The sequence below is a fragment of the Butyrivibrio fibrisolvens genome (assembly GCF_023206215.1).
Classification (GTDB): Bacteria; Bacillota; Clostridia; order Lachnospirales; family Lachnospiraceae; genus Butyrivibrio; species Butyrivibrio fibrisolvens_C.
Genome location: NZ_CP065800.1, coordinates 572760 through 598326, shown reverse-complemented (window position 1 = coordinate 598326; position 25567 = coordinate 572760). Strand labels below are relative to the sequence as shown.

Genomic DNA, 25567 nt, shown 5'->3' with positions numbered 1-25567 from the left:
AACCTTAATAATGCACACAAAAAGATGATTTGACACTGACAAAATTCTGGCATTATTCGTGCCAAAATTACGACAATTCTATGGATTCTTAATAGCCGCTATGATAAGGTAGATATGAAGGATTCTTTGTGAGATTACGACAGATTAAGAGTTATAAATTTGTGGTGAAGTTTTGTAATAAATAACCCATAAACTTCCTTAGCTTAAGATGCAAGTAGTTTACAGAGGTATATTATGTTCGCTCAAAAGCTCGATTATATCATGAATCTTACAGGTACAAGAGCCAATATTTTAGGAGCCGCATGTCATGTGGACTCTTCTCATATAAGTCGTCTTAGAAATGGATCCAGGAACCTTCCCAGAAATCCAGGATTTCTTGATGATATGAGCGCTTATTTTGCATCACATATAAGCATTGGATATCAGCAGGATGCCATGTGCAAAGAGCTGAATATTTCAAAGTGGCCCCAGGATGAGCAAAGGGCAGTATATCTTATAAAGAATTGGTTTTTGGGTAATGGAGATAATATAAGATACGGAATACCAGGACTTTTAGACAGTTTTGGAACAGGATCTGCAAGAATCGTTTTAGACAATGATGAAGAACTGGTTTTATCTAAAACCAAAAGATATTATTATGGCCCGTCCGGTAAGAGAGAAGCTGTTTTACAGTTTTTTGACCACATTTTAAAAAGTAATAAAGCGCCTATGACACTTCTTTTATTTTCAGATGAAGATATGGCGTGGCTTTATAATGATCCGTTTTTTGCTGCAAGGTGGGCCAAAGCATTCACCAAGGTATTAAGAGCAGGCAATAAGGTTAAGATCATCCATAACTTAGGGCGTGATATAAACGAGCTTTTAGAAGCCGTAGCCAAATGGATCCCTGTCTATTCTACAGGCATGATAGAACCTTATTATTATCCAAAACTAAGGGACGGACTATTGCAAAGAACATTATTTATTGCGCCTTCATGTGCCGCAGTAGTATCCGGCTCTGTTGGCATGAACACAGAAGGAATGCTTAACGAGTTTATAACCGATCCCAAAGCTGTAAATGCTTTGGTAAAAGAATATGAAGAAATATTTGACAGAAGCAAGAAGCTCATGGAAATATATGGGCCCCAAAGATCTGGTGAATTTTGGAATGTACATCAAGAACTGGCAAGTGTAGATGCTGATATTATGCTTATGGGTAAAGTACCAACCCTTATCACAATGCCGCAGTGGGTTGCAAGAAGTATGCAGGACAGGGCTCCTCAGAGCAGCATCTATGCTTATTGGACAATGTTCAGAGATTTTTTTGAATCGCTATCATCTAAAAAGACTTATACAGAGATACTCCCAAAACCTGATATCAGTAAAGTAAATGTTCCCCTTCCATGTGCCGGCCTTATTGGGGCAGCAGGTATGACATACACGCCTGAAGAATGGAAAGCGCATATTGAAAATAGTGAACTATATGCCAAAACGTATAAGTACTATAAACAAGTGCAAGCAGAGAATATTCCTGACAACATGTATGTTATAGCAAGTGAAGATCACTATGCTTTTATGATCAAAACAACAGCGCCTGAAATAGCCTTTGCTATCACAGAAAGACGGATGGTAAGCGCTTTCTGTGAGTTCATGCAAAGGACGTAGATTATTTATAGGTATCTGCTGTGATATTATCAAGATCTGCATCTTTGGTTTCTTTGACTTTGGTTATCAGTATGATAAGGCTTAGAGCCATAAACGGAAGACATATGATCATGAACAGTACATCCATGGGAAGGAAGTTCTGACATACGATGAAGATTGTCTGCCCCAGGAACATACCGGCACCGATCAGTACAGATATGGTGCCCATTACAGAAGATCTCATACCGGAAGGAGAGGATTCGGCAGGCATGGTCAGTATCAAGGTATCAGACATGGACCAAAGGCCACCTATTGAGCATCCGTATGAGATTCCTGCTGCTATAGGTCCAAGCCCCAGTCTGCAGGAGAGGACGAACATCAAAAGACCTATTATCGTAACAGATCCTAGTATCAGGCATACCTTCTTACGACCAAGCTTATCTGAGAAGAATCCGCTTAATATTGTAACAAGCCCGTTGAAGAAAGGATATATTACAAGAGCAGTTGCTACCATATCTGTAGACATGGCTCCTTCAAGTACAGTTGCATAGTAAGAAGTATAGAATGTTGTAGCAAAAAAGATAAAGCCTGCTATGAAGATCCAGCGTAGCTGCTTGTTAGTAAAAATAAAGCGGATTGCTCTAAAAACGCCGCCTTCTTCAGAAGTGCCTTTTTCCTTATCTTCTCTTAGCTTCTTTTCTCTTTCATCTTTGGTCAGAGATAGGTATCCCATTCGCTGTTCCAGAAATACAGGTGTTTCATGCATGAAAAGATATGATAATAATCCAATCACTATAGCAGAGACTACCGGGATCGCATAGACAAGGCGCCAGCTTGAAGGCTCATTGTCATTAAGGAATATCCTTGAGAATACGCCGATAAGCGATACACTTACAAGAGCGATGCCCTTAGCTATAAAGCTATATGTGGCGCGCTTTTGCTTGGGCGCTGTCTCCATTATATACAGAACCTGCATATCGTTTGGAGTAAAGAACATCATAAAGAGCATTCCCAGAATGTACCAGGCAACATTTTGCGATGTCATTACAATGCACATACCTATGCCCATTCCAACCGTATTGATCATAAGAAAGAGCTTCCGCCCGTATTTATCGGACAGAGCTTTATAAAAAGGCGTTATGATAAGAAGCAGATTAGAGAACACCTGAATAGGAGCAACAACATTAAAAGCTTTGGTATACTCAGGTGTATTAACATTTCTTGATGAGATATTAAACAGATCGAATAGAACATAAGGCTGCATGGCAGCATTCATGTTAGAAGTGATCTCATCTACGATATATATGATCGTAAGCAGGATCATAGCCACTCCAATATAGTGAAGAGGCTTTTTTCTCGAAGCTTCCTTGTTAAGTCTTAAAAGCTGCCTGGATTCTTTTTCCTCAGTATTCATTTTTTATTCCCCCAATATTGTCGAAATTAAGTACCCATCTACTATTATAGCGTTAATGATTTATATAGCCAAGTTTGGCGAACAATAAAAAAATAACACCATTTGAAAAAAAGAAGCCTAAATAATAAGGTTTCTTTTTTTTATTATGATAAGGAACCAATTGGGAAGTTTGCAAATAATCATTTCTTTATGAAAAAGGTAGGAGATGAATGAATAAAGTTAAATTCCTTGATAAAAACGGAACATTTGAGCTTGAGGATGCGGATCTTTGTAACAATCTGTATTATCCGCTTGCAAGCGAGCGCGGCCTTAAGAGCTGCGTGACACCACTTCTGTCCGGTGATTCCAAGATCGATCAGAACCACTTCCTCTTGGAACCCATGAGCATTGAGAACCTTAATAATAACAGACTTACCAGGAATTTCTGGTGCCTTGTTAATGGGGCGCCATGGTCCGCAAACGGCAGCAGTGCATCACAGAATGTAGATAGACTAACTGATGATAGGGAGCCTTGTAAGGTTACTGCCGGATTCATGTGGCACAAAGTAGAAAGAGAAAATAAAAAACTTGGTATTAAGTCAGAGATTACTTCATTCGTTCCATACGATCAAAACGTTGAAGTTCATATAGTAAAGCTGTCAAATACAGGTGATAAGGATATGGACATAACCTTCATACCGGCTATCCCTGTATATGGAAGAAGTGCTGACAACTTAAGAGACCACAGGCACGTAACATCACTTCTCGGAAGGACATATATCACGGATAAGGGCATAATAGATGCGCCAACTCTGTCTTTTGACGAGAGAGGACACAATCTGGCAGACAGCAGATACTTCGTCGAAGGATACGGCATAGGAAGTAAAGAAATTGCAGAGAATCCTGTTAAGGTCGTACCTGTACTTGACGACTTCATCGGAGACGGAACTCCCGACTGGCCGGAGTATGTAATAAGGAAGTCAGCATCTGATGATGACGATCAAAAGTATATAAATGATTTTTCACTTGGTGATCGTGATGGTAATAAGGCTATATCAGATAAGAAGGACGAGGAAGTGGCAGTCCATAACTTCCACGAATGTAAGGATGCAAGCGGCCAGGAGATAATAGGTGCCATAAGTTTTGAAAAGGCGCACCTAAAGCCCGGTGAAGATAAGACTTACCTAGTATATGCAGGTATTTGCAAAGAAGATGATGAGTTTAGAAAAATCAAAGAAGATCTGGCTACGCCTTCCAAAGTATATGAAAGCCTTGAAAGAACAAGGAGCTACTGGATCAGTAAAGTCAATATCAAGATAACAACTGGTGATGCATATTTTGACGGCTTCATGAGATGGGTAGCTTTTCAGCCGGAACTTAGAAGGATATTCGGATGCTCTTTCCTTCCTCACCACGACTATGGCAAAGGTGGCAGAGGCTGGCGAGACCTGTGGCAGGACTGCCTTGCACTCCTTCTTATGGACCCTTCCGGAGTAAGGCAGATGCTGCTTGGTAACTATCAGGGAGTCAGGATCGATGGCACCAATGCAACGATCATAGGAGATGGCCCCGGCGAGTTCAAAGCTGACAGAAACTCCATCACAAGAGTATGGATGGATCACGGCGTATGGCCATTTATAACAACAAGACTCTATATAGACCAGACAGGAGACATAGAATTTTTAAACGAGAAGTGCGGATACTTTTGCGACAAGCAGATCTTTAGAGGACGTAAAGTTAATCCTAAGCTTACAAGAGATGACAATGCGCTAAGACAGGCAAATGGAGACAAGTATACAGGCAGCGTCTTAGAGCACATACTCCTTCAAAATCTCTCCTCTTTCTGGGAAGTTGGCGAGCACAATATCATAAAGATACGAGATGCAGACTGGAATGATGCTCTGGATATGGCAGGCGATAGAGGCGAAAGCGTAGCATTTGCAAATGCCTATGCAGGAAACCTTATACACCTTGCAGATATGCTGGAATCAGGCAGACTTCAAAGTGATAAGATATACGTCTTTGAAGAACTTGGAGACCTTCTTATAGATGATGAAACTATCTATGAAGATATCAAAAGTAAAGAAAATATACTGGAAGGATTCCTGTCAAAAGTATCCGGAGATATCACAGGTAATACTATCGGTATAGATATAAAGAGCCTGTCATCAAACCTTCGTCATAAAGGAATGTGGATCATAAACCACATAAGACAAAATGAGTGGATAGAAGATCATACAGAACCTGATACTGCAAATCCTTATGATAAGAAACAGTGTGATCACAATGAAGAGAAACTTGGCTGGTACAACAGCTATTATGACAACAGCGGCAGAGCACTGGATCTCTCGATCCCCGGACATAAGAACATGATGCTCACAGGCCAGGTCTTCTCCATCATGAACGGCACAGCAACAGATGACCAGATAGAGAAGATATGTAAGAGCGCAGATAAGCTACTTTTTGACAAGGACGCAGGCGGATACAGACTCAATACAGACTTTGGTATTGTCAAGACTGACATGGGACGCATGTTCGGATTTGCCTTCGGAGAAAAAGAAAACGGAGCAGTCTTTAGCCACATGGCAGTCATGTACGCAAGCGCCCTGTATCAAAGAGGCTATGCAAGGCAGGGATATAAATCACTTAAAGCCCTATATGAACTTAGCTCAGACTATGACACCTCAAAGATCTATCCCGGAATCCCCGAATATTTCGGACGACATGGAAAAGGACTCTACGGATACCTCACAGGAGCTGCCAGCTGGTACCTCATGACAGTAACCATGAATATGTTCGGAATAAAAGGAGAGTACGGCAACCTAGTAATAGAACCAGGCCTCTTACAAGAACAGTTCGATCAAAACGGAAAATGCCAGATAGAACTGGAATACGCCTTCCGCCCCCTAAGAATAGAAATCATAAACCCCGCCCACCTAGACCACGGCCAGTACCACATCAAAGAATGCAAAGTCGCAGGCAAAAACGTCAAACTTGAAAATGGCGCAGTTAAAGCGGTTATAGGCAAGAACGTTATAGACGCATTAGATCTAAACGTAAGAAACACAATAGAAGTAATACTGGGATAAAGAACCAAAGCACAAATAGAAGTAGTACTAAGAAAAAAACAAAGCACAAATAGAAGTAGTACTAAGATAAAAAACCAAAGCACAAATAGAAGTAGTACTAAGATAAAAAACCAAAGCACAAATAAAAGTAGTACTCGGATAAAAATCAAAAGCCCAAATCGAAGTAGCGCTTAGATAAAGAACTAAAGCGCTAATAAAAAATAATACAGTAAATGTTTTCAAAACCCAGCAAGTACGGGAGCTTAAGTGGTCCATTTGGGCTGCCTTGAAAAACGTCGGCACTTAGGGGGCGTACTTTGCCCCCTTAGTACCGTTACGTTTTTCACGGAGCGAAAGCGTCAGCCCAAATGGACCACTTAAGCTCCCGTACTTGCGGACTGAAACGACCACACACATTCAGGAGGAATCATGGAGAATTTTGTTATAGATAGTTATGGAAAGAAAACGACTTTTGCGAGCTTCCTTCCCGGAATCGCCGGCATAAAAGGCATCCCAATCTGGTGCTACTACGTTAACAGAGGCCAAGGAGTCGTAAGCTTTGGAGTAGACAATAAAGACCACGCCATCATGGAGTTCTACCCGGCACACACAGCTTACCAGAATGTTAAGAGAACAGGCTTTAGAACATTCATAAAATCAGGCGATAAGTTTGCAGAGAGCTTTGCAGATGAAGACAATGCCCACAAGATGCTAGTTGGAGCCAACACCCTGTCTATAGAAGAAGATAATGCTGATACAGGCCTTAGGACCAAAGTCACCTACTTCGTCCTTCCGGAAGAAAAGATTGGTGGCCTTGTCAGAAAGGTATGTATAGAGAATCTCTCAGATGAAGATAAAGAAATCGAGATCATAGACGGTATGCCCGCCCTTATCCCTTACGGAGTATCACTTGACTCTATGAAGAACATGGCACAGCTCTCCAAAGCCTGGATGCAGGTGGAAGAGCCTTTTGAGAATGTATCCTACTATAGAGTCAGAGCCAGCATGGAAGATACAGCAAGTGTCACAACTGTTGCAGGTGGCAACCTCTCTCTTGCAATAGATGAAAAGGGTGAGTTCTTAAAGCCGGTCATAGATCCTGACGCAGTCTTTGGCTATGACAACAGCCTTTCAAAGCCTGTTAACTTTATAGAAGGAGGCCTTGGCGGCGTACTTGATGCTAAACAGAGCAGATCCAATCTTATTCCTTCAAGCTTTTTTGCCAAGAAAGATAGACTATCAAAAGGCGAAAGTACCTGCATCTATGAACTTATAGGTCAGGTAGAAGATGTGTCTGTACTAAAGAGATTCTTATCAGGGGAAGATGGATCTGGAAAAAAGAGCGTAACTGAAAAAAGTGTATCTGAAAAGAGCACATCTGAAAAAAGTGCACCTTCGGCTAATACTTTTACAAAACTTACGCCCAAGTTTTTTGAGAAAAAGCTTGAACGTGTCATAGAACTTACTGATGATCTTACAGATATAGTTTCAACTAAGACCGGAGACAAGAATTTTGATGAGTATACCAGATACACCTTTATGGACAATGTTCTTAGAGGCGGTCTTCCTATAAAAATCGGTGATAACAAGGTATTCTACGTATATTCAAGAAAGCACGGAGATCTTGAAAGAGAATATAACTATTTTGCCATGTCACCGGAGTTCTATTCTCAGGGCAACGGTAACTTCAGGGATGTCAATCAGAACCGCAGGATGGACAGCTTCTTTGCTCCATATACAGACAGAGCAGGCATCAAGATGTTCTACTCTCTGATACAGACAGATGGTTACAATCCTCTTAGTATAGAGAAGATTACTTATAGTATTGATAGAGTTGTTTTAGAAGATATACTATCTGGATATATTTCCAAGATAGAAGAAGGCCATGTAGACCTTCTGAGCGCACATCTTGAAGACTATTATGATGGTGACAATTTTGACAAAGAGAAGTTTAGAAATACTATATATGACGTAGCTAAGGACAAGCACTTCACACCGGGACATCTTGCTCTTGTATGTGACGGCGATGTTTTTGACAAGATCATGGATAGCAGCACAGCTGATGTTAACGCTTCATTTGGTGAGGGCTACTGGTCAGATCACTGGACTTACAACCTTGACCTTGTAGAAGAGTACCTCTCACTATACCCTGAGAAGAGGCAGGAGCTTCTTTTTGAGAAGGATTATACCTATTTTGCCTCTCAGAAGAAAATAAATAAAAGATCCAAACGCTATGAAGAGACAGAAGGCGGTATCAGACAGTACTATGCACTTGATACAGATACTGTAAGACAGGATACCGGCAAGGAGCTTAGAACCAAAGACGGCCATATCTATAAAGGAACTCTTCTTGAGAAGCTGATCCTTTTGTGTACTACCAAATTCGCAGCTCTTGATCCTGAGCAGATGGGTGTTGAGATGGAAGGCGGTAAGCCTGGCTGGTATGATGCGCTCAATGGTCTTCCGGGACTTTTGGGATCGTCCATGGCAGAAAGCTACGAGCTTGAAAGAACTCTTGCATGGACTATTGATGCACTTTCTTCTTATGAGGGAGATGTTGCTATCTTCAAAGAGCTCTGGGAGTTTATGAGTGATATTTATCACATTACTGAGAATGTAGAAGATTGTAACATATACTGGAATCTTGTTAATGACAGGAAAGAGAAATACTGGGACGATGTCTTTGAAAGAATCGATGGTAGTGTAAGCACAGTCTCTGCTACAGAAGCACTTGCAGTTCTTACAAGATTTAAAAAGATAGTCGATGAGGGAATTAAGAAGGCCATAAAACTTGGAAATGGTATATGTCCTACATATTTCTATTATGATGTGACCTACTATACCAAGGATGATGATGGCATACATCCTGTATCCTTTAAGGTCAACATGGTGCCTCTTTTCTTAGAAGGTCCTGTGAGATATCTTAAGACAGCTATAGATCTTGACAAGAAGAGAGCGCTTTATGACAGGATCAAAGAAAGTGACCTGTATGATGACAAGCTCAAGATGTATAAAATAAATGCACCTCTATCAGATGCTTCATACGAACTTGGCAGATGCAGATGCTTTACTCCGGGATGGCTTGAAAATGAGTCTATATGGCTTCATATGGAGTACAAGTACCTTCTTGAACTTGTAAGATCAGGTCTATACAAAGAGTATATAGACGATCTTCGCACAGCTCTAGTTCCATTTATGGATCCTTCAGTATATGGAAGAAGTATATATGAGAACTCTTCATTTATCGCAAGCAGTGCAGGTCCTGATGACAAGATCCATGGCAAGGGCTTTGTAGCAAGACTTAGCGGATCTACTATAGAATTCATGAGTATGTGGAAGATCATGATGTTTGGAAATGAGCCTTTTATGCTTGAATCAGGTGAACTTGCATTTGCACCAAGTCCTGTTATTCCGGAGTATCTGATCCCTGAGTCAGATGATGAAGGTAGAACAGTTAGCGCCAGATTCATGGGACAGACTGATATTGTATATCATCTTGGAGAAAGAAAAGATTATATCCCGGGTGAATACAAGATCACTAAGATGGTGGCAACAGATGCAGAAGACAAAGAAAAAGAGATCACAGGCCAGGCTATGAAGGCTGATGCAGCTATAGCCCTTAGAAGCGGAGCCTATAAAAAAGTAGACATATATCTTGCCTGATAGAAAAAAACGATATATGAAAATGATATATGGCTATTTTGACCAAAAGATATTGATCAAAAATATTTTTCACCAACATCCTGCCATATAAAAAAACGACACCATTTTAAAATTTGGATAATTTTTTGACACCTATAACCCTCCTATAATCAAAGCATAAACACAAAACGTGCTTTAACAAGGAGGGTTATTTTTATGAAGTTGAAAAAGTTAATGGCAATCTCATTAGTAGGTGCTATGGCTGCTTCTATGGTGGGATGCGCCGGATCATCTGATGGCAAAACAGGTGCAGATAACGGAACAAGTACAGAGAATTCCGGTGAGGCAGTAGCATCAAATGGCGAGAAGCTTGTTGTATGGACTCTTGCATCTGACCTTAAGCAGTTTGCTGAAAGATACACAGAGCAGACAGGTACAGAAGTTGAGACAGTAGTTATCGAGCCAGGTGACTATCCAACCAAGGTTCAGACAGCTCTTATGGGCGGCGAGACAGAGCCTGATATCATCGTAGGTGAGCCTCAGATGCTTGAAGACTTCTATGATAATGGATTCTTTGCTGATCTTGACGAGCTTGGAGCTAAGGATTATGAAGGCCAGATCGTAGATTATGTATGGAAAGTCGGCCAGGATGCAGATGGCGTCCAGAGAGCTATCTCATATCAGATCACACCTGCAGGAATCTACTATAGAAGAGATATTGCAACAGAAGTATTCGGAACAGATGATCCTGAAGAGATCGGCAAGTATTTTGCAGATTATGGAACAATCCTTGATACAGCTAACACACTTAAGGATGCAGGATACAGAATCTTCGCATCAGACTCTGAGATCAACTATTTCTCAGGTGACAGCGCTTGGGTTGTTGACGGAGCACTTAACGTATCACAGGCAAGACTTGATTATATGGACCTTGTAATCTCACTTTACCAGGACGACCTCACAGCATATGCTAACCAGTGGTCAACACCATGGTATCAGGCTATGAGCGGAGAGGTTCCGATCCTTACAGCTGAGATCCAGAACTACGAAGATGATTCAGTTAACGTATGGGATGCAGAGTCTTTCGAAGAGGCTACAGCAGATCTTGAGAAGACAACAGTATTCGCATTCGGTCTTCCTTCATGGGGTGTTCTTACAATGAGAGACAATGTAGGCGAGACATCAGGTAAATGGGGCGTATGCCAGGGACCTGCTTACGGATTTGGCGGCGGTACATACATCGGTATCTCAAGCCTTTCTGAGAGAAAAGAACTTGCTTGGGACTTCATCAAGTTCTGCACACTTAACGAAGAGACAGCTGACTGGTGGATCGAGACATCTGAAGGTGACACAGTATCACTGATCTCTGCTCTTGACAAGCACAAGGATGACGAGAACGCAGTATACGGCGGTGAGAAGCTCTACAGCTTCTGGCTTGAGCAGGCTGAAGGCATCGATTATTCTAAGGTAACTAAGTATGACAAGGTTATCGGCGATGCATGGGGTCAGGCGATCGGAGCTATCAAGACTGGCCAGGCTACTAAGGAAGAAGCTCTTAACACCTTCTATGACACAATTGAATCTACATATCCTGATATCAAAGTAACAAGGTAATTTCTGCTAAAAGACAACACGCCGGAGAGACTAACGGTTCGATATTGGTGGCGTAGAAATGTGCCAATATCGATCCCCTCTCCGGTTTTTTAAAACAGAAAGAATCGAGGTTACTATGAGTAAGATCAATAAAAAGAGAAGCAAACTAACTGCATATAACAACTGGGGATACGCATTTGTAGCCCCATTCGTGATCGTATTTCTTATTTTCAGCGTATATCCTGTTCTTCGTACTCTGTATCTGAGTTTTACAGATCTTAAAGTTATGGGACAGGCTCATTTTATCGGACTTGACAACTATACTCGAGTTGTGACAGACAAGTTTTTCTGGATAGCACTGTGGAACACAGTTCGTATCTGGACTGTTAACATTGTACTTCAGCTGGGACTTGCATTCCTTCTTATGATGGTATTTAGTGATGTCAAATACAAGATGGCAGGTCTTTCAGTATTCAGGGTTGTATATTATCTTCCCAATCTTATCGCGGCAACATCTGTAGCATTTCTTTTCAGTACTCTTTTGGACTGGAGATTTGGTACTTTTAATATTTTGCTTAATCAGGTTTATAAGCTTTTTGGAGCACATTATGCTCCTATTGACTGGATCGGAAACTCAGCAACAGCAGGACCTACTATTGCGGTGATCCAGTCCTGGATGTGGTTTGGTAACTCATTCATCATGCTTATGGCAGGTGTTCAAGGTATATCCAAGGACTACTTCGAGGCAGCAGCTATTGACGGCGCAGGCAGATGGACTATCTTTGGTAAGATCACTCTTCCTCTTATAAAGCCTATCATGATGTATGTAGCTATTACATCTCTTATCGGCGGACTTCAGATGTTCGATCTGCCATACCTTATGGTCAATCCGGCAACAGCATCTTATGGTTCAGTTCAGACAGTAATGATGTACCTGTACAAATTTGGATTTACTTCAGGTACTGTACAGACAGGCTTTGCATCTGCCATAGCATATGCACTGTTCCTTATCATCCTGTCAGTATCACTGTTACAGATCAAATTATTTAACAGAAAGGAGAAGTGATATGGGTTTTACTATTAAAAAAGGCATTTTGTATATACTTCTCATAATCCTTGCTGCAACCTGTCTTCTTCCTTTCACTCTCATGATAGTCAATGCAACAAGAAGCGGAGCTGAAATATCAAGCTCATTCACTTTCATACCCGGAACTCACCTTAAAGAGAACTGGGATATACTATTTGGATACTTCAACCTCTTCAGAGGTATGTTCAATAGTGTATTAGTTGCAGTTCCTGCAACACTTCTTGGAGCATATTTCTCAGCTCTTACAGCATACGGACTTGCTATGTACAAGTTTAAGGGTAACAAGGTTATATTCGGTGCGATCCTCACATTCATGATGATCCCCGGACAGTTGTCACTTATCGGTTTCTATCAGTTGTGTACAAAGCTTCATCTTGTTAACTCATATATACCTCTTATAGTGCCTGCAATTGCAGCTCCGGGAACAGTATTCTTCCTAAGACAGTATATTCTCTCATCCCTCTCCCCGTCTTTGGTAGAAGCTGCAAGAATTGACGGATCACCAGAGATATATACATTCCACAGGATAGCCCTTCCCATAATATCACCTGCTATGGCGACTATGGCTATCATGGGATTCATCGGCAACTGGAACAACTACCTTCTTCCGATGATCATCCTAAACAAGAATGAGAAATTCACTCTCCCTGTAATGATGGCAACCCTTCGTGCATCCATTGATGCTGCCAAGAACCAGGGCGCTACATATCTTGCAGTAGCAATATCCGTAATACCGATCCTGCTCGTATTCTGCTTCTTCTCGCGATATATTATCAGCAGTATATCAGCAGGTGCGGTCAAAGAATAAAAACAAGGCCAATAGAAGCTGTCACTTAGGTGGCAGCTTTTATTGATGAAATGGCGAAAACTTCCTACTAGGATGGTGCAGTATCACCAATGGAATTGCCGGGTCAGGCAGTATATAGATCATTGCCATGCTGTTAATTGTTTTATAATTCATGGCATGATATCTGGCGATTCCCATTCTGGGGTCCAAACTCGCTTCGCTCAGACAGGTGGACCCCGGGCAGAATGGAAATCTCCATCTATCATACTCATGAATTTAATAAAACGATTAAAAGCATGGCAATGATCTATATACTGCCTGACCCGGCAATTCCATTGGTGATACTGCATCGACCAAGTGGAAAGTAATGAAATGATATGAAACTCTTCGTCATGATATAATTATGCCAAATCTATTGGATCTTTTTGGCAATATGAAAGGATAAGTGTAGAAAATGAGTAGAAATTTTATTTTCAGGAAATTTAATATTCTTTTATTAGCACTTATCATGCTCGCAGGATGCGCGGATGCTGCAAGTAATGGCGAAAACGTACCTGCTGCGGACACAGATGTCATAACTTTTGACTGGTATGTGAACTATTCCTGGTTCGTTACGGACTGGGGTGAGAATATGGTGTCTCAGAAGTTCACTAAGGATACAGGAGTAGATATAAATTTCATTACGCCTATGGGCAATGAGACCAATAAGCTTGAGTCACTTATCGATTCAGATTCACTGCCTGATATTGTAACTATAGGATGGTGGGAGCCGCAGATCCAGACGATGCTTGATAGGGGGATGGTATATCCTCTTAACGAGCTTGCTGATATGTACGATGCTTCTTTTTACGATGTGACTGATGATATGGTCAGGGACTGGTATACCATGAGTGATGGCAATATCTACGGATATCCCAACTCTACCTACACGCCCAAAGACTTGGAAGAGCATGACAATATCGCATCCAATCAGACTTTTCTTGTAAGGAAAGATATATATGAAGCTATAGGAAGTCCTGATATGAGTACTCCGGAAGGTTTCTATAATGCCGTAGCCAAAGCTGTTGAGATGTTCCCGGAAGTAGACGGCAAGCCTCTTATACCGATAGGCGCGCATGAATTTGAGCAGGACGGGTGCGTATCTTTTGACCAGTATCTGCAGAACTTCCTGGCGGTTCCTTATGAGAAGGACGGGGTCAAGTATGACAGGAAGACTGACCCTGAGTATCTAAGGTGGCTCAAACTCTTCAGAAAGCTATGTCAGGATGGGTATCTGGCTGATGATATCTTCGTAGACAGGCGGACACAGACAAGTGAGAAGGTAAGCGAGGGGCGGTACTTCTGCATGCTGTATCAAAGGACTGACCTTGCAGATCAGGAGAAAGAGCTCTATGCCAAGGATCCTGATAAGATCTACATAGCAGTAGACGGTCCAAGGAATTCTAATGGCGATGATCCTGTGCTTCCTTCTAATGGTATAGTTGGCTGGACGCTGACTTTTATATCCAAGAATTGTAAAGACCCTGAAAGGGCTATAAAGTTCATGGACTATATGTTAAGTCAGGATGGGCAGAAGCTTTTGTATCTGGGGATAGAAGGCAAGACTTACGATATGGTAGGAGATGTCCCTGTTATGAAAGAGGATGTTAAGAAGATACTCTCTACAGATCGTGAGACGTATGATGCCATATACGGAGCGGATGATACCTACTGGATGCTTCAGAACAATGTAATGCAGCTTGACTGGCATATGGAGACGGAAGAGCCTCTCAAGCAGCTTGAAGAGTGGACATATCCTTATACTACATATCTGGGTCAGTACGATGTTATCATCAATGAGGACTCGGAGATAGGAAGGATATATTCTGCCTGCAGAGAGCTGTGGGGGACTACGCTTCCAAGGCTTCTTCTGGCAGGTTCAGATGAAGAGTTCGATGAGATATTGGAAGAGTATATAAGTCAGCGTACGAGTCTTGGTTACGACAGACTTATGGAAGAAGAGACCAGACAGATGATAGAGAACAAGAAGAGACTTGGAATGGAATAAGTCGCTATATTGTGCGAGGGCTTGGATGAAAGAAGGAAGCTTTTTTGGCAATTTAAAAATAAATAGTAGATTCACCCTTGTGATCCTTGCTTTTACCTTCGTTCCTATTGGCGTTATGGCAGGTGTCCTTTTTAGGAATCTTGAAACAGATGCTATAAAAGAAAGCTATAACTACATGGAAGCCAAGGTTACAAGAGACTATGCGATGATCTCGACCAATATCGAATCGATCAATATGTCTACAAGGTTCTTTTTGTCAGATGAGGGTCTTTCGGATATTCTTACGATGGCTTATGATGGTCAGACTATGGATACGAGGCAGATCATTGATTTTTATAATACTCAGGTGGCTGACCTTGAAAGGCTTGTTAATAATAATCCTGTACTGTATGCAGTAAGAGTATATGGCGTCAATGACAATGTGCAGGAGATGATGCCTGTTTTGTACAATAATACCCGTATGAAAAAATTGTCATGGTACGACGATGTCAAAGAGGGCTGGCATTTTGGATATTACGATACCCTCTTTTCCTCACTTACTACAGATCAGGGGACAGAGCTTGCAGGTCTGTGCAGTCAGGTTACAGATTATGACAGAGGCGTTATCGGATATGTGGAAGCGGCGATGCCGCTTAAGACTATGTTCCCGGGAGTGTATGAAGGTGATGATACTCTGTACAGCTTCTTTGTAAGCAGTAGTGGACAAGTTCTGTTTGGAAGTACTAAAGATAACACAGAAAGCTTGGAGGCAAGCACTGGTTACAGCAAAGAGCCTGATTTTGGCGATGGTCTTGATGATAGTACATATTATAGATCTGATAAAGTGGATGAAAGTCTTATTATAGACGCATTTACTACAGATCTTGGAGATCTTGACAGACAGATAATATACAAGAAGATCTCAGGAAGATACCTGACTATAGCGCGGTATCCTATACGAAGCCTTAATGGTGTTATGTATAGTGTCCAGGATATTACCAGTCAGGTATGGGCGGTATATCATAGGCGCAATATCTTTGTCTTTATAATGACTATAGTCCTGTTCGTCACAGCGGGTCTTATATACAGGATTGTAAGGCGTTTCCAGAAAGAGGTGCTGTCCAAAAGCTCAGAACTTAGATCTCTTCAAAACCAGATCAATGCCCATTTCATCTACAACGTACTTGAGTCTATCAAGATGATGGCCGAGATAGATGAAAAGTATGAGATATCGGATGCCATAACTTCTCTTGGCAAGCTTATGAGATATAGCATAAAGCAGGGCTTTGGCAATGTGCATCTTAGTGATGAGCTTGAATATATCAAGAACTATGTGCTCCTTATAAACTTAAGGTATGATTTTGAAGTTATATTGTCGCTGAATGTACCTGGGGATCTTCTAAGTCAGGAGATACCTAAGATGTCACTGCAGCCTATAGTAGAGAACGCGGTACTTCACGGCATAGAGCCTGTGGCAGCAGATACGACTATCTATATCAAAGCCTGGAAAGATGATGATAGATTCCGTATAGAGATCACGGATTCCGGCAAGGGCATGGATGAAGGTGAGCTTCAAAAACTTTTAAAACGTATACATGGTGAGATAGAAGAAAGCGGCGGAAGAGGAAACGGCATAGGGCTTAAAAATGTGGAGGACCGTATTAAGCTGACGTTTGGATCCGAGTATGGTCTGGGAGTATATTCTAAGCCCCTTAAATATACTAAGGTTTCTATAGTACTTCCAAGAAGAGATCTGGAGAAAAAGTAGTTCGTAAATACTGGTGTACTGACTTGCTCAAATTTCAAATAACAGATATGTGAAATATAAGCAGGTCAGCTGTATATAAAGAAGTGGCAGGTGAACATGCATACATTATTGATCGTAGAAGATGAGAAAATGATACGACAGGGCATAAAAGCTATGGTACAAAGAAGCGGTGTTCCTGTTGACAATATCCTTGAGTGCTCTAACGGGGAGGATGCGCTTAATCTAATGCATACAACCCATGTTGATGTCATGTTCACAGATATCAGAATGCAGAAGATGGACGGGATCGAGCTTGTAAGAAGGGTAGGAGAGCTTGACGATAAGCCTCTAATAGTTGCAATAAGCGGCTATGACGACTTTTCATATGCTGTTGAAATGCTTAGAAACGGCGTTAGAGAGTACCTTTTAAAACCTGTTGAGAGAGATAAGATAGCCGAAATCCTTAGAAAGCTTAATGATGAACTTGAAGAAAGAACTGATGAGCAAAATAAGGATAAAGAGCTTGGGCTTAGGCAGATAAGAGATCTGCTTGATAAGGAGCTTGATGAACAGAAAAAGAAGCTGATAATAGATAAGTATTCTTTATACTTTTTTGATACTTTATATAGGGTATGTATATATAATGCTGAAAAGAGTAAAGCAGGTAACAGCGTAGACGATGCCAGGCATCAAGGTCATGAAGATTCTGGCTCCAAAATGGATGGTAATAACTACTCGGATCAGTATGAAGCCATTTCTTTTGACGATCAGGACGGATCAGTGGTCATACTAAAAGAGGACATGATCAGAGCTTTTATCAATAATGAAATGCCTGATAAGTGCGCGGGGTTAAGTGATGTTCATGAAGGGCTGTCAAGCCTGTTGGATGCATACAAGGAAGCTGTATCTATGCGTAAGCTTTCTTTTATCAAAGGAAAAACATGTGTATATGGATCTGATAGGTTTGAAAGTGTAAATCCTAATTTAAAAGAAAAAGCTAAAGAGCTTCTGACAGAAACTGAGCGCACCAAGAGGATTCAGATCATAGGAACTGATAAGACAGAAGATGTCATATACAGATGGAAGCAGCTCTTTAAGGTACTGGAAAATGGTCAGATAGATATTGAAGAGTTCTGCGATGAAATGGACGCGAGCCTTTCTTCGATACCGCAGGTTTACAGAGACAATGTTACAGATGACGATCTTAAAATGGTAGAGTCTTTGAAAAAGCTTAGTGAATACGACAACCTGTCCGAATATCAGAACCTTTTTATGGACTGGCTCCTTAATTTAAACCAAAGGCTTGGCAATAGACCGGATGACAGTAACATAAGACAGAAGATAGAACTGGCCAGGAAGTATATAAATGATAATTATAATAAAGATCTGAACATGGCCGTTGTATCTAACTATGTGTCAATGAACTATTCGCTCTTTTCCTATTCATTTAAGGGATATACCGGCAAGAACTTTGTGAATTATTTGAAGGAGATAAGGATAGAGAAGGCCAAGGAACTATTGACAAGTACCGACCTTAAGGTGATAGAGATAAGCCAACAGGTAGGTTATGATAACGAGAAGCACTTCATGAAGACCTTCAAAGCCATGTGCGGAGTATCTCCCGGAGAGTATAGGAAGAATATGACAACCTGATGGCAAAATGGTGGCAGATGATCTCATGACTTAGAGCCAAGGGATCACTTGCCACCGGAAAGAAAACTATATCCGCGCGCGTATCTTATATTCCTTCGGATTAAGTCTGTTATAGTTATCAAGATATGTCATTATCTTCTTCTTAACTTCATCAGTAGATGCAGCATTCTTATTAAGCAGTATATGGAATGTTCCCTTATTTATACGCCCTGCGATCGCACCTTCCGGTACAGAATTCCTGATAGCCTGGCCGATCACAGATATTGCAAAGTTTCCGGCTTCTTGACCGTGATCTTTGTTTATGCTATCAAGATCTTCTGTATCCACGATCATTAGGATCTTGTCTGCATCGCTATCATCTATACTATCTGAACTGTTTTTATTCTTATAATATTCAAATCCTGCGCTGCTATACAGCCCTGTAAGCGCGTCTTTCATATACAGCTCTTCAAGATGAGTTGCCATGGCATCGGATTTCTTTCTGTTCCTTATGTTATTAAGCAGCTGTGATAAGTTCACAAGATATTGTATCAGCTTAAATGGATATTTTATCCTGTTGTTCTCAAAGGTCATAACTATATATCCTATAGAGCCTGCATGGTTATATATAGGAGATACGATTATGGCATTTTCCTTATCTGACATTAGGAAGTCAGGCAGCAGCGTATTATTCTTGAAAGTGCAGGAAGGGAGCCTTTTGCCGTTTTGCAAAGCAAGATACATAGTAAGGGTATCGGAGCTTTTTTCATAGTTTACAGAATCTGTGGATGCGGTCAGGGTCAGTATCTTGTCAGACAGATTGTTCCAGCTGTCGCTAAGAGCCAGGTAGAATCCGTTACAGTTTTCAATCTCCCTTGCATACTCTTCAATGAGATCCAGCATATCTTCAAGATCACTTGCAGGACCGAAGGCAGAAGCTATCTTGGAAGACATCATGATGGACTTTTCAAGGTCAGCTATCTGATGCAAAAGCGTGTGAGTATACATATGAACTCTTCTGTCAGAAGGGTAGCTGCAGCCGCAGGATCCTCCATATATCACTTTGGCAAAAACGCTTGTATTAGACCTCTCGCGTCCTCGGATAAGGCTGTGAAGGTTACTTACTGCGATACGTCCAAGATCATATACAGGATAAGATATAGTTGTAAGTGCCGGTATCATGTTCTGTCCTGCAGGCAGGTTATCACATCCTGATACGCCGAAATCCTCGGGGATCTTATATCCTTTATTTTCGGCAGTGATTATCAGCTCATAGGCAAGCCTGTCGTTATAACAGATGATGGCATCCGGGATATTAGTCCCTTTTTGGGTAAGATGATCAAGAGCCTTATCGAAATCATCAGGTGTTTCATCACATACATAGTAGTCGTTATCATCTAATGACAGACCGTGATGGGACAGGGTCTCTTTGATGATGCCAAGCCTTAATTCAGAAATATCTGATTCACTCTTACACCCAAGGTAGCATACGCGCTTTGCACCGTGCATGCTTACAAAGTGCTCTGTAATGACCGAGAACATCGTACTATTATCCATAGTTACATTTGGAAAAGAAGGATCCGTATCATTGACTTCAATAACCGGAAGCCCGGACTTTTTTATAGCACCAGAGATCTTATCTCTGAGATCTCTGGATGCATATGTTCCGGATGCGAATATGACGCCGCTTAGATTCTCATAAACTGGGAGCCTTAGTATGCACTCTTCTATATTAGAAAGATCTCCAAGTGATTCGCCGTCATTGGTTGTGAATACCTGCGTCTGATAGCCGTGTTCAAGCGCCTTATCGATTATTCCCTGTGTGAGATTCTTTTGATATTCGCCATAAATGTGTGAGATAAAAAGAGCTATTTTTTTACTAAACATAATCCCCCAATTCATCATATACCCAAGCTTTGATCCGCTTCATAAGATCAAAGTGTTATTAAACCCAAAATTTATAAAATAAGATATTCAAACTTCTAAAATTTGCACACTAAAAATAAAAAAATGTAGCGTATACATTTTATCATAGAATGGTATGATGATGACATAGCTGCTTTGATTGTACAAAACAGCCATGTCACATGGGGTGCGCAGGTTACATGCGCCGGAAAGGTATTTGAACATATGAAAAAATGGACAAGAGCTAATTTTCAACCAAATCTTCCTCTTGAAGGAGATAAGAAAGTTACAGCAAGCGCTGAGCATATAGAGCTTTCAATGCGGGCAGCAGCAGAAGGAATGGTACTTCTCAAAAACGAGAAGGATATACTTCCGCTTGCAAAAGGGACCAGGGTTGCTCTTTTTGGCAAAGGAACTTTTGACTACGTAAAAGGAGGCGGCGGATCAGGAGACGTATATACCAAGTACGTAAGGAATATCTATGAAGGCTTTAAAGCTCTTGGAGTAGATGTATTCGAGCCTTTATGCGAGTATTACAAAAAAGATGTAGATAGCCAGTATCAAAAAGGTGCAGCGCCGGGCATGACAGTAGAGCCGGAGCTTCCTGACGATCTACTAACATCAGCAGGATTTTATACAGATACAGCCATCATCAGTATCAGCAGATTCTCCGGCGAGGGATGGGACCGTTCAGATGTAGAGTATAACGGCGAGTACAATCCCTGGGAGACAGAAGTCAGCATGCCCAAAACTGCAGGCAGGATCTTCCCAAAGGGAGATTTCTATCTTACAGATGCTGAACAGGAGATGATCAGCAAAGTAAGCGGCAGATTTGCAAAGACTATAGTAGTCCTTAATGTGGGCGGCATCGTAGATACCAAGTGGATCAAGTGCGGTGATAAGATAGGTGCGGCTCTTCTTGCATGGCAGGGCGGAATGGAAGGAGGCCTTGCAGCTGCAAGGATACTCATGGGTATAGATAACCCGTCTGGTAAGCTTCCTGACTCTTTTGCCATAGATATAGATGACTACCCGTCTACAGAAGGCTTCCATGAATCGGTAGATTATGTAGACTATACAGAAGATATATATGTTGGCTACAGATATTTTGAGACCATAAAAGGTGCCAAAGAACGCGTAGTATATCCTTTTGGATACGGTCTTTCCTATACATCTTTTGACAAAGAGCTGATCAAAGTGATCGAAGAAGATGACGGCTTCACATTCAGAATACGAGTTACCAATACAGGTAAGCTCGCCGGTAAGGAAGTTGCTGCTATCTATATGTCAGCACCTATGGGCCAACTTCAAAAACCCTCAAGAGTTCTTGTTGCATTCGAAAAGACAAGACTTCTTGAAGCAGGAGATGCTCAGGTTATGGAGCTGTATGTATCCAGATACCAGCTATCATCCTACGACGATCTTGGCAAGATAGAAGAGTCCTCTTATGTTATAGAAAAAGGTGAATACAGTTTCTTCCTTGGGTCAAGCGTAGAAGATGCCTTCGAGACAGAGTATAAGTTCGTGGCACCTGAAGACATAGTTTATAAGAAACTTTCAAGAAAGCTTGCACCGGTATCTTTGAAAAAGAGACTCCTTGCAGACGGAAGCTATGAAGATCTCCCCACAGGTCCTGATGCTGATATTAACGAGTGCATATTTGAAAAGATGGTTCCGGGAACAGAAGAAGCTGTAGTTCCTGCGGACAGAGGAAGAGAACCGTATCTTCTTATGGATCCTTATAAGACCAAGGATACAAAGCCCCTTATAGATGTCTATGAAGGGAAAATATCTATTGAAGACTTTATAGCACAGCTAAGAGATGATGATCTTATAGACCTTCTGGGAGGTCAGCCCAACAGAGGCGTTGCCAATACCTGGGGCATGGGCAATAAGCCTGAATACGGCGTACCTAACGTCATGACAGCAGACGGCCCTGCAGGAGTTCGTATAAATCCTGACTGCGGCGTAGTTACAACAGCATGGCCATGCGCTACTCTTCTGGCATCTACCTGGAACAAGGAACTGCTTTACAAAGTCGGCGAAGCAGGAGGCAAGGAACTTAAGGAAAATAATCTCCAGATCTGGCTCACACCGGCTGTTAATATCCACAGAAGTCCACTTTGCGGAAGGAACTTCGAGTACTACTCAGAAGATCCATATCTTGCAGGAAAGCTTGCATCAAGTCTTGTAAAGGGTATCCAGTCTCTGGGCGTAGCAGCAAGTGTCAAGCACTTTGCAGCCAACAACAAGGAGACCAACAGGAAACACAGCGATTCTAGAGTATCAGAAAGAGCCCTTAGAGAGATATACCTAAAGGCCTTCGAAATAATAGTCAAAGAGGCAGATCCATGGACCATCATGTCAGCCTATAACGCAGTCAATGGCCAGAGAGCATCAGAATCCAAGGACCTTCTTACAGGAATCCTTAGAGATGAATGGGGCTTTAAAGGAATGGTAACCAGTGACTGGTGGAACAGGGCAGAGCAGTACAAAGAGATCCTTGCAGGCAATGATGTTAAGATGGCCAATGGCTATCCGGACAGAGTAAGGAAAGCCATGGAGATGGGAGCTATACATAGAAGCGACTTGGAAATATGCGCAAAGCGTGTACTTATGATGATACTGAAGCTTGATTGATGGGATGTTATTACTTTTTTATGCTATAACAGGATGTTATCACGAATAAAAATCGGAAAGAAGTGAGGCATGGAAGCCGAACGCCGATTTTTATGCTATAATTGCCTCATATCATTCTAATTTCGGGGGTCCTTGCCATGGAAAATAAAAAAGCAGTTGTATCACTTGGTCACGAAGCACTTGGATATACAACAGGTGAACAAAAAGAAGCAGTATCTAGAACTGCAAAAGCACTTGCTGATCTTGCTCAGGCAGGTTATCAGCTTACCATAACTCATTCTAACGGACCGCAGGTCAGCATGATACATAAGGCCATGACTGAGCTGCACAGAATATACATAGACTATACGGCTGCTCCTATGAGCGTATGTAGTGCCATGAGCCAGGGCTATGTAGGATATGATCTTCAGAGCTCACTTAGAAGCGAACTTGAGCAAAGGGGCATATCTAAAACAGTTACAACTATCCTCACACAGGTAACAGTAGATCCATATGATGAGGCTTTCTATTCACCTACTAAGGCAATCGGAAGATTCATGTCCAAAGAGGATGCTGATGCAGAGATCAAGAAGGGCAATTTTGTAAAAGAAGTTCCCGGCAAAGGATACCTTAGAATAGTAGCTGCTCCAAAGCCTATTGATATAGTAGAACTTGATGCTATAAAGCTTTTAGCTGACGCGGGAGTAGAAGTTATAGCCTGCGGTGGTGGCGGAATCCCTGTTCTTGAACAGGAGCACAAATTAAAAGGAGCATCAGCTGTAATCGAGAAGGATGCAATTGCAGGTAAGCTTGCAGCAGACCTTAAGGCAGACCGTCTCGTAATCCTTACATCTGTTCCTTGTGTATATACATCTTTTGGTAAGGACGATCAGGCTCCTATCGAGAAGATGACTGTCGCCAAGGCAAAAGAGTATATAGAAGCAGGCGAATTCGGAGAAGGAGACATGCTTCCCAAGATAGAAGCTGCTATACAGTTCCTTGAAGCAAATCCTGAAGGATCAGTACTTATAACATCGCTGGATCACGTATCGGATGCACTTAAAGGCCGCTCCGGAACATTCATTACAGCATAATAACACCGGATACGGGAAAGAAACCGGGGACAAAGTTAAGGGACCATTTTTGGATTCAAGATCCAAGAAGTGGTCCCTTTAATTCTGCCTCTGGAAGTCTTTTATTTGACAGCTGTTCTCTGCTTTTTAAGAATCTATTTTTATCTTTTGGAATCAGCCTTCAGTTTCTACAGCACCTGGCATAGATGAGGCATTTTCATCTGTAGTATAGAACTCGGCTTCGTCAGATGCATTCCATCCGGATTCTAAATAGATATTGCCGTCATCTGAGATGAAGAGATTAAGGTTTCTGGTTATTCCATGAGGTGCTACTGATGTAAACCATCTTCCGGACATTGTAGTGCCATCACCAAATACAGCTTCACCAATTGATGTTTCAAAGATTCCATATAGAATGGGAGTCTCAAAATACTCTTCATAATCAAGTCCGTTATCACTAAGAAGCTTATTGATAGCTGTAAGCTCATCTTCTGTAAAAGCAAACTCAATATCATGTTCATTAATATATTCAGGCTCGGTCGTCACATAGGTTCCATTGGCGGATACGCCTCCTCCCATGCATCCAAAGCCCCTTTGAGCAATCTCCATTGATTCGCCGCTTATTTTGAAAAAGTATACAGCATCAAATTCTTCGTCTACAGCGAACATAGTATTCTCCGAAAGATAGTAACCTGTAATATTATCTATATCTCCACAGTTGCCGTAGTGATCGAAACTACCATTTACAAGGCAGGTACTTTTTGAAACTTCTTCTATTTCGACATAGCCATCTACACCCATAGCTACATATGTCCTGTTCCAGGTGCCGATGAATTTGCTGTTATCTATATCGGATACTCCGTTTTTGAGTGTCTGGAGCTTTGAATCATCAACTTCTATACTTGGATCATTAAAAAGTTCTTCGAACAAGTCACAAGCTGCAAGATAGTCTTCTGAAGAAGAGATAAGAGCGGTGGACTCATCATCTACCAGATCATCGCTTGCACCAATTGATGAAGCGTCAGATGAGTTGTCAGATGCGTCTTTCGAGCTTGAATTATTAGAATCAGTATTTACATCTGTTGTTATGACTATAGATGCATCATCAGTAGAACTTAGATTTTCAATATTAGCGTCAGTGCATCCTATGAGAAAAGAAGCAGATAGAGATGCGAGCAAAGCTTTTGCAAGTATTTTTTTCATAATAGTCCTCTTATTAATAGATAAGCATGATCTATTGAACGTATCTTATAAAAATATACTATCAATATACATGTCTATGATCTTGTGATCAAAAAGATACTATTATTAAAAACTATAATAGTTATATTTTCAAGGGTTGTATATTTTGTGATATTATAAAAAACCCCGG

Annotated in this window: 14 protein-coding genes; 11 read left to right on the top strand and 3 right to left on the bottom strand. The window is 41.4% G+C overall.

Going from position 1 to position 25567, the window contains the following annotated elements; genetic code table 11:
- Positions 1-234 precede the first annotated feature (234 nt).
- The gene (locus I7804_RS02390; protein WP_248404766.1) at positions 235-1644 is read left to right on the top strand and encodes a hypothetical protein; all 1410 of its coding nucleotides are present in this window, start codon (positions 235-237) and stop codon (positions 1642-1644) included.
- 1 nt (position 1645) lies between these two features.
- On the opposite strand, the gene I7804_RS02385 is transcribed toward I7804_RS02390, so the two are convergent.
- Entirely contained in the window at positions 1646-3037 is a 1392-nt protein-coding gene (locus tag I7804_RS02385) for an MFS transporter (RefSeq protein WP_248404764.1), read from the bottom strand.
- A gap of 209 nt (positions 3038-3246) precedes the next feature.
- Between I7804_RS02385 and I7804_RS02380 the strand changes: the two genes are divergently transcribed.
- From I7804_RS02380 to I7804_RS02345, 8 genes are all read left to right on the top strand, one after another.
- Complete coding sequence (locus I7804_RS02380; protein ID WP_248404762.1) at positions 3247-6105, top strand: GH36-type glycosyl hydrolase domain-containing protein; 2859 nt, start codon at positions 3247-3249, stop codon at positions 6103-6105.
- Between the two features lie 408 nt (positions 6106-6513).
- The gene (locus I7804_RS02375) at positions 6514-9747 is read left to right on the top strand and encodes a hypothetical protein (RefSeq protein WP_248404760.1); all 3234 of its coding nucleotides are present in this window, start codon (positions 6514-6516) and stop codon (positions 9745-9747) included.
- Positions 9748-9942: 195 nt separating this feature from the next.
- The gene (locus I7804_RS02370) at positions 9943-11340 is read left to right on the top strand and encodes an extracellular solute-binding protein (RefSeq protein ID WP_073388890.1); all 1398 of its coding nucleotides are present in this window, start codon (positions 9943-9945) and stop codon (positions 11338-11340) included.
- A 115-nt stretch (positions 11341-11455) separates the two neighbouring features.
- Positions 11456-12385: a carbohydrate ABC transporter permease gene (locus I7804_RS02365; RefSeq protein WP_027217291.1), complete on the top strand. Its 930-nt coding sequence runs from the start codon at positions 11456-11458 to the stop codon at positions 12383-12385.
- 1 nt (position 12386) lies between these two features.
- Positions 12387-13214 carry a carbohydrate ABC transporter permease gene (locus tag I7804_RS02360; protein WP_248404758.1) on the top strand — a complete coding sequence of 276 codons (828 nt, stop codon included), beginning with the start codon at positions 12387-12389 and terminating at the stop codon, positions 13212-13214.
- A 433-nt stretch (positions 13215-13647) separates the two neighbouring features.
- Positions 13648-15240, top strand: a complete 1593-nt coding sequence (locus tag I7804_RS02355) for an extracellular solute-binding protein (RefSeq protein ID WP_248404756.1) — start codon at positions 13648-13650, stop codon at positions 15238-15240.
- Between the two features lie 25 nt (positions 15241-15265).
- The gene (locus tag I7804_RS02350) at positions 15266-16987 is read left to right on the top strand and encodes a sensor histidine kinase (RefSeq protein ID WP_248404755.1); all 1722 of its coding nucleotides are present in this window, start codon (positions 15266-15268) and stop codon (positions 16985-16987) included.
- Positions 16988-17083: 96 nt separating this feature from the next.
- Complete coding sequence (locus I7804_RS02345) at positions 17084-18619, top strand: response regulator (protein WP_248404754.1); 1536 nt, start codon at positions 17084-17086, stop codon at positions 18617-18619.
- 66 nt (positions 18620-18685) lie between these two features.
- Here I7804_RS02345 and I7804_RS02340 read toward each other — a convergent pair whose 3' ends face one another.
- Positions 18686-20485 (bottom strand): substrate-binding domain-containing protein, encoded by a 1800-nt coding sequence (locus I7804_RS02340; protein ID WP_248404753.1) that lies wholly within the window; start codon positions 20483-20485, stop codon positions 18686-18688.
- 243 nt (positions 20486-20728) lie between these two features.
- On the opposite strand from I7804_RS02340, the gene I7804_RS02335 reads away from it, so the two are divergent.
- On the top strand, positions 20729-23143 hold the full coding sequence (locus I7804_RS02335; RefSeq protein ID WP_248404752.1) for a glycoside hydrolase family 3 protein: 2415 nt from the start codon (positions 20729-20731) through the stop codon (positions 23141-23143).
- A 137-nt stretch (positions 23144-23280) separates the two neighbouring features.
- Positions 23281-24216, top strand: a complete 936-nt coding sequence (gene arcC / locus I7804_RS02330; RefSeq protein ID WP_027217284.1) for a carbamate kinase — start codon at positions 23281-23283, stop codon at positions 24214-24216.
- 153 nt (positions 24217-24369) lie between these two features.
- Here the strand turns inward: arcC and I7804_RS02325 are convergent, their stop codons facing one another.
- Entirely contained in the window at positions 24370-25398 is a 1029-nt protein-coding gene (locus I7804_RS02325; protein ID WP_248404751.1) for a hypothetical protein, read from the bottom strand.
- Between the last annotated feature and the right edge of the window lie 169 nt (positions 25399-25567).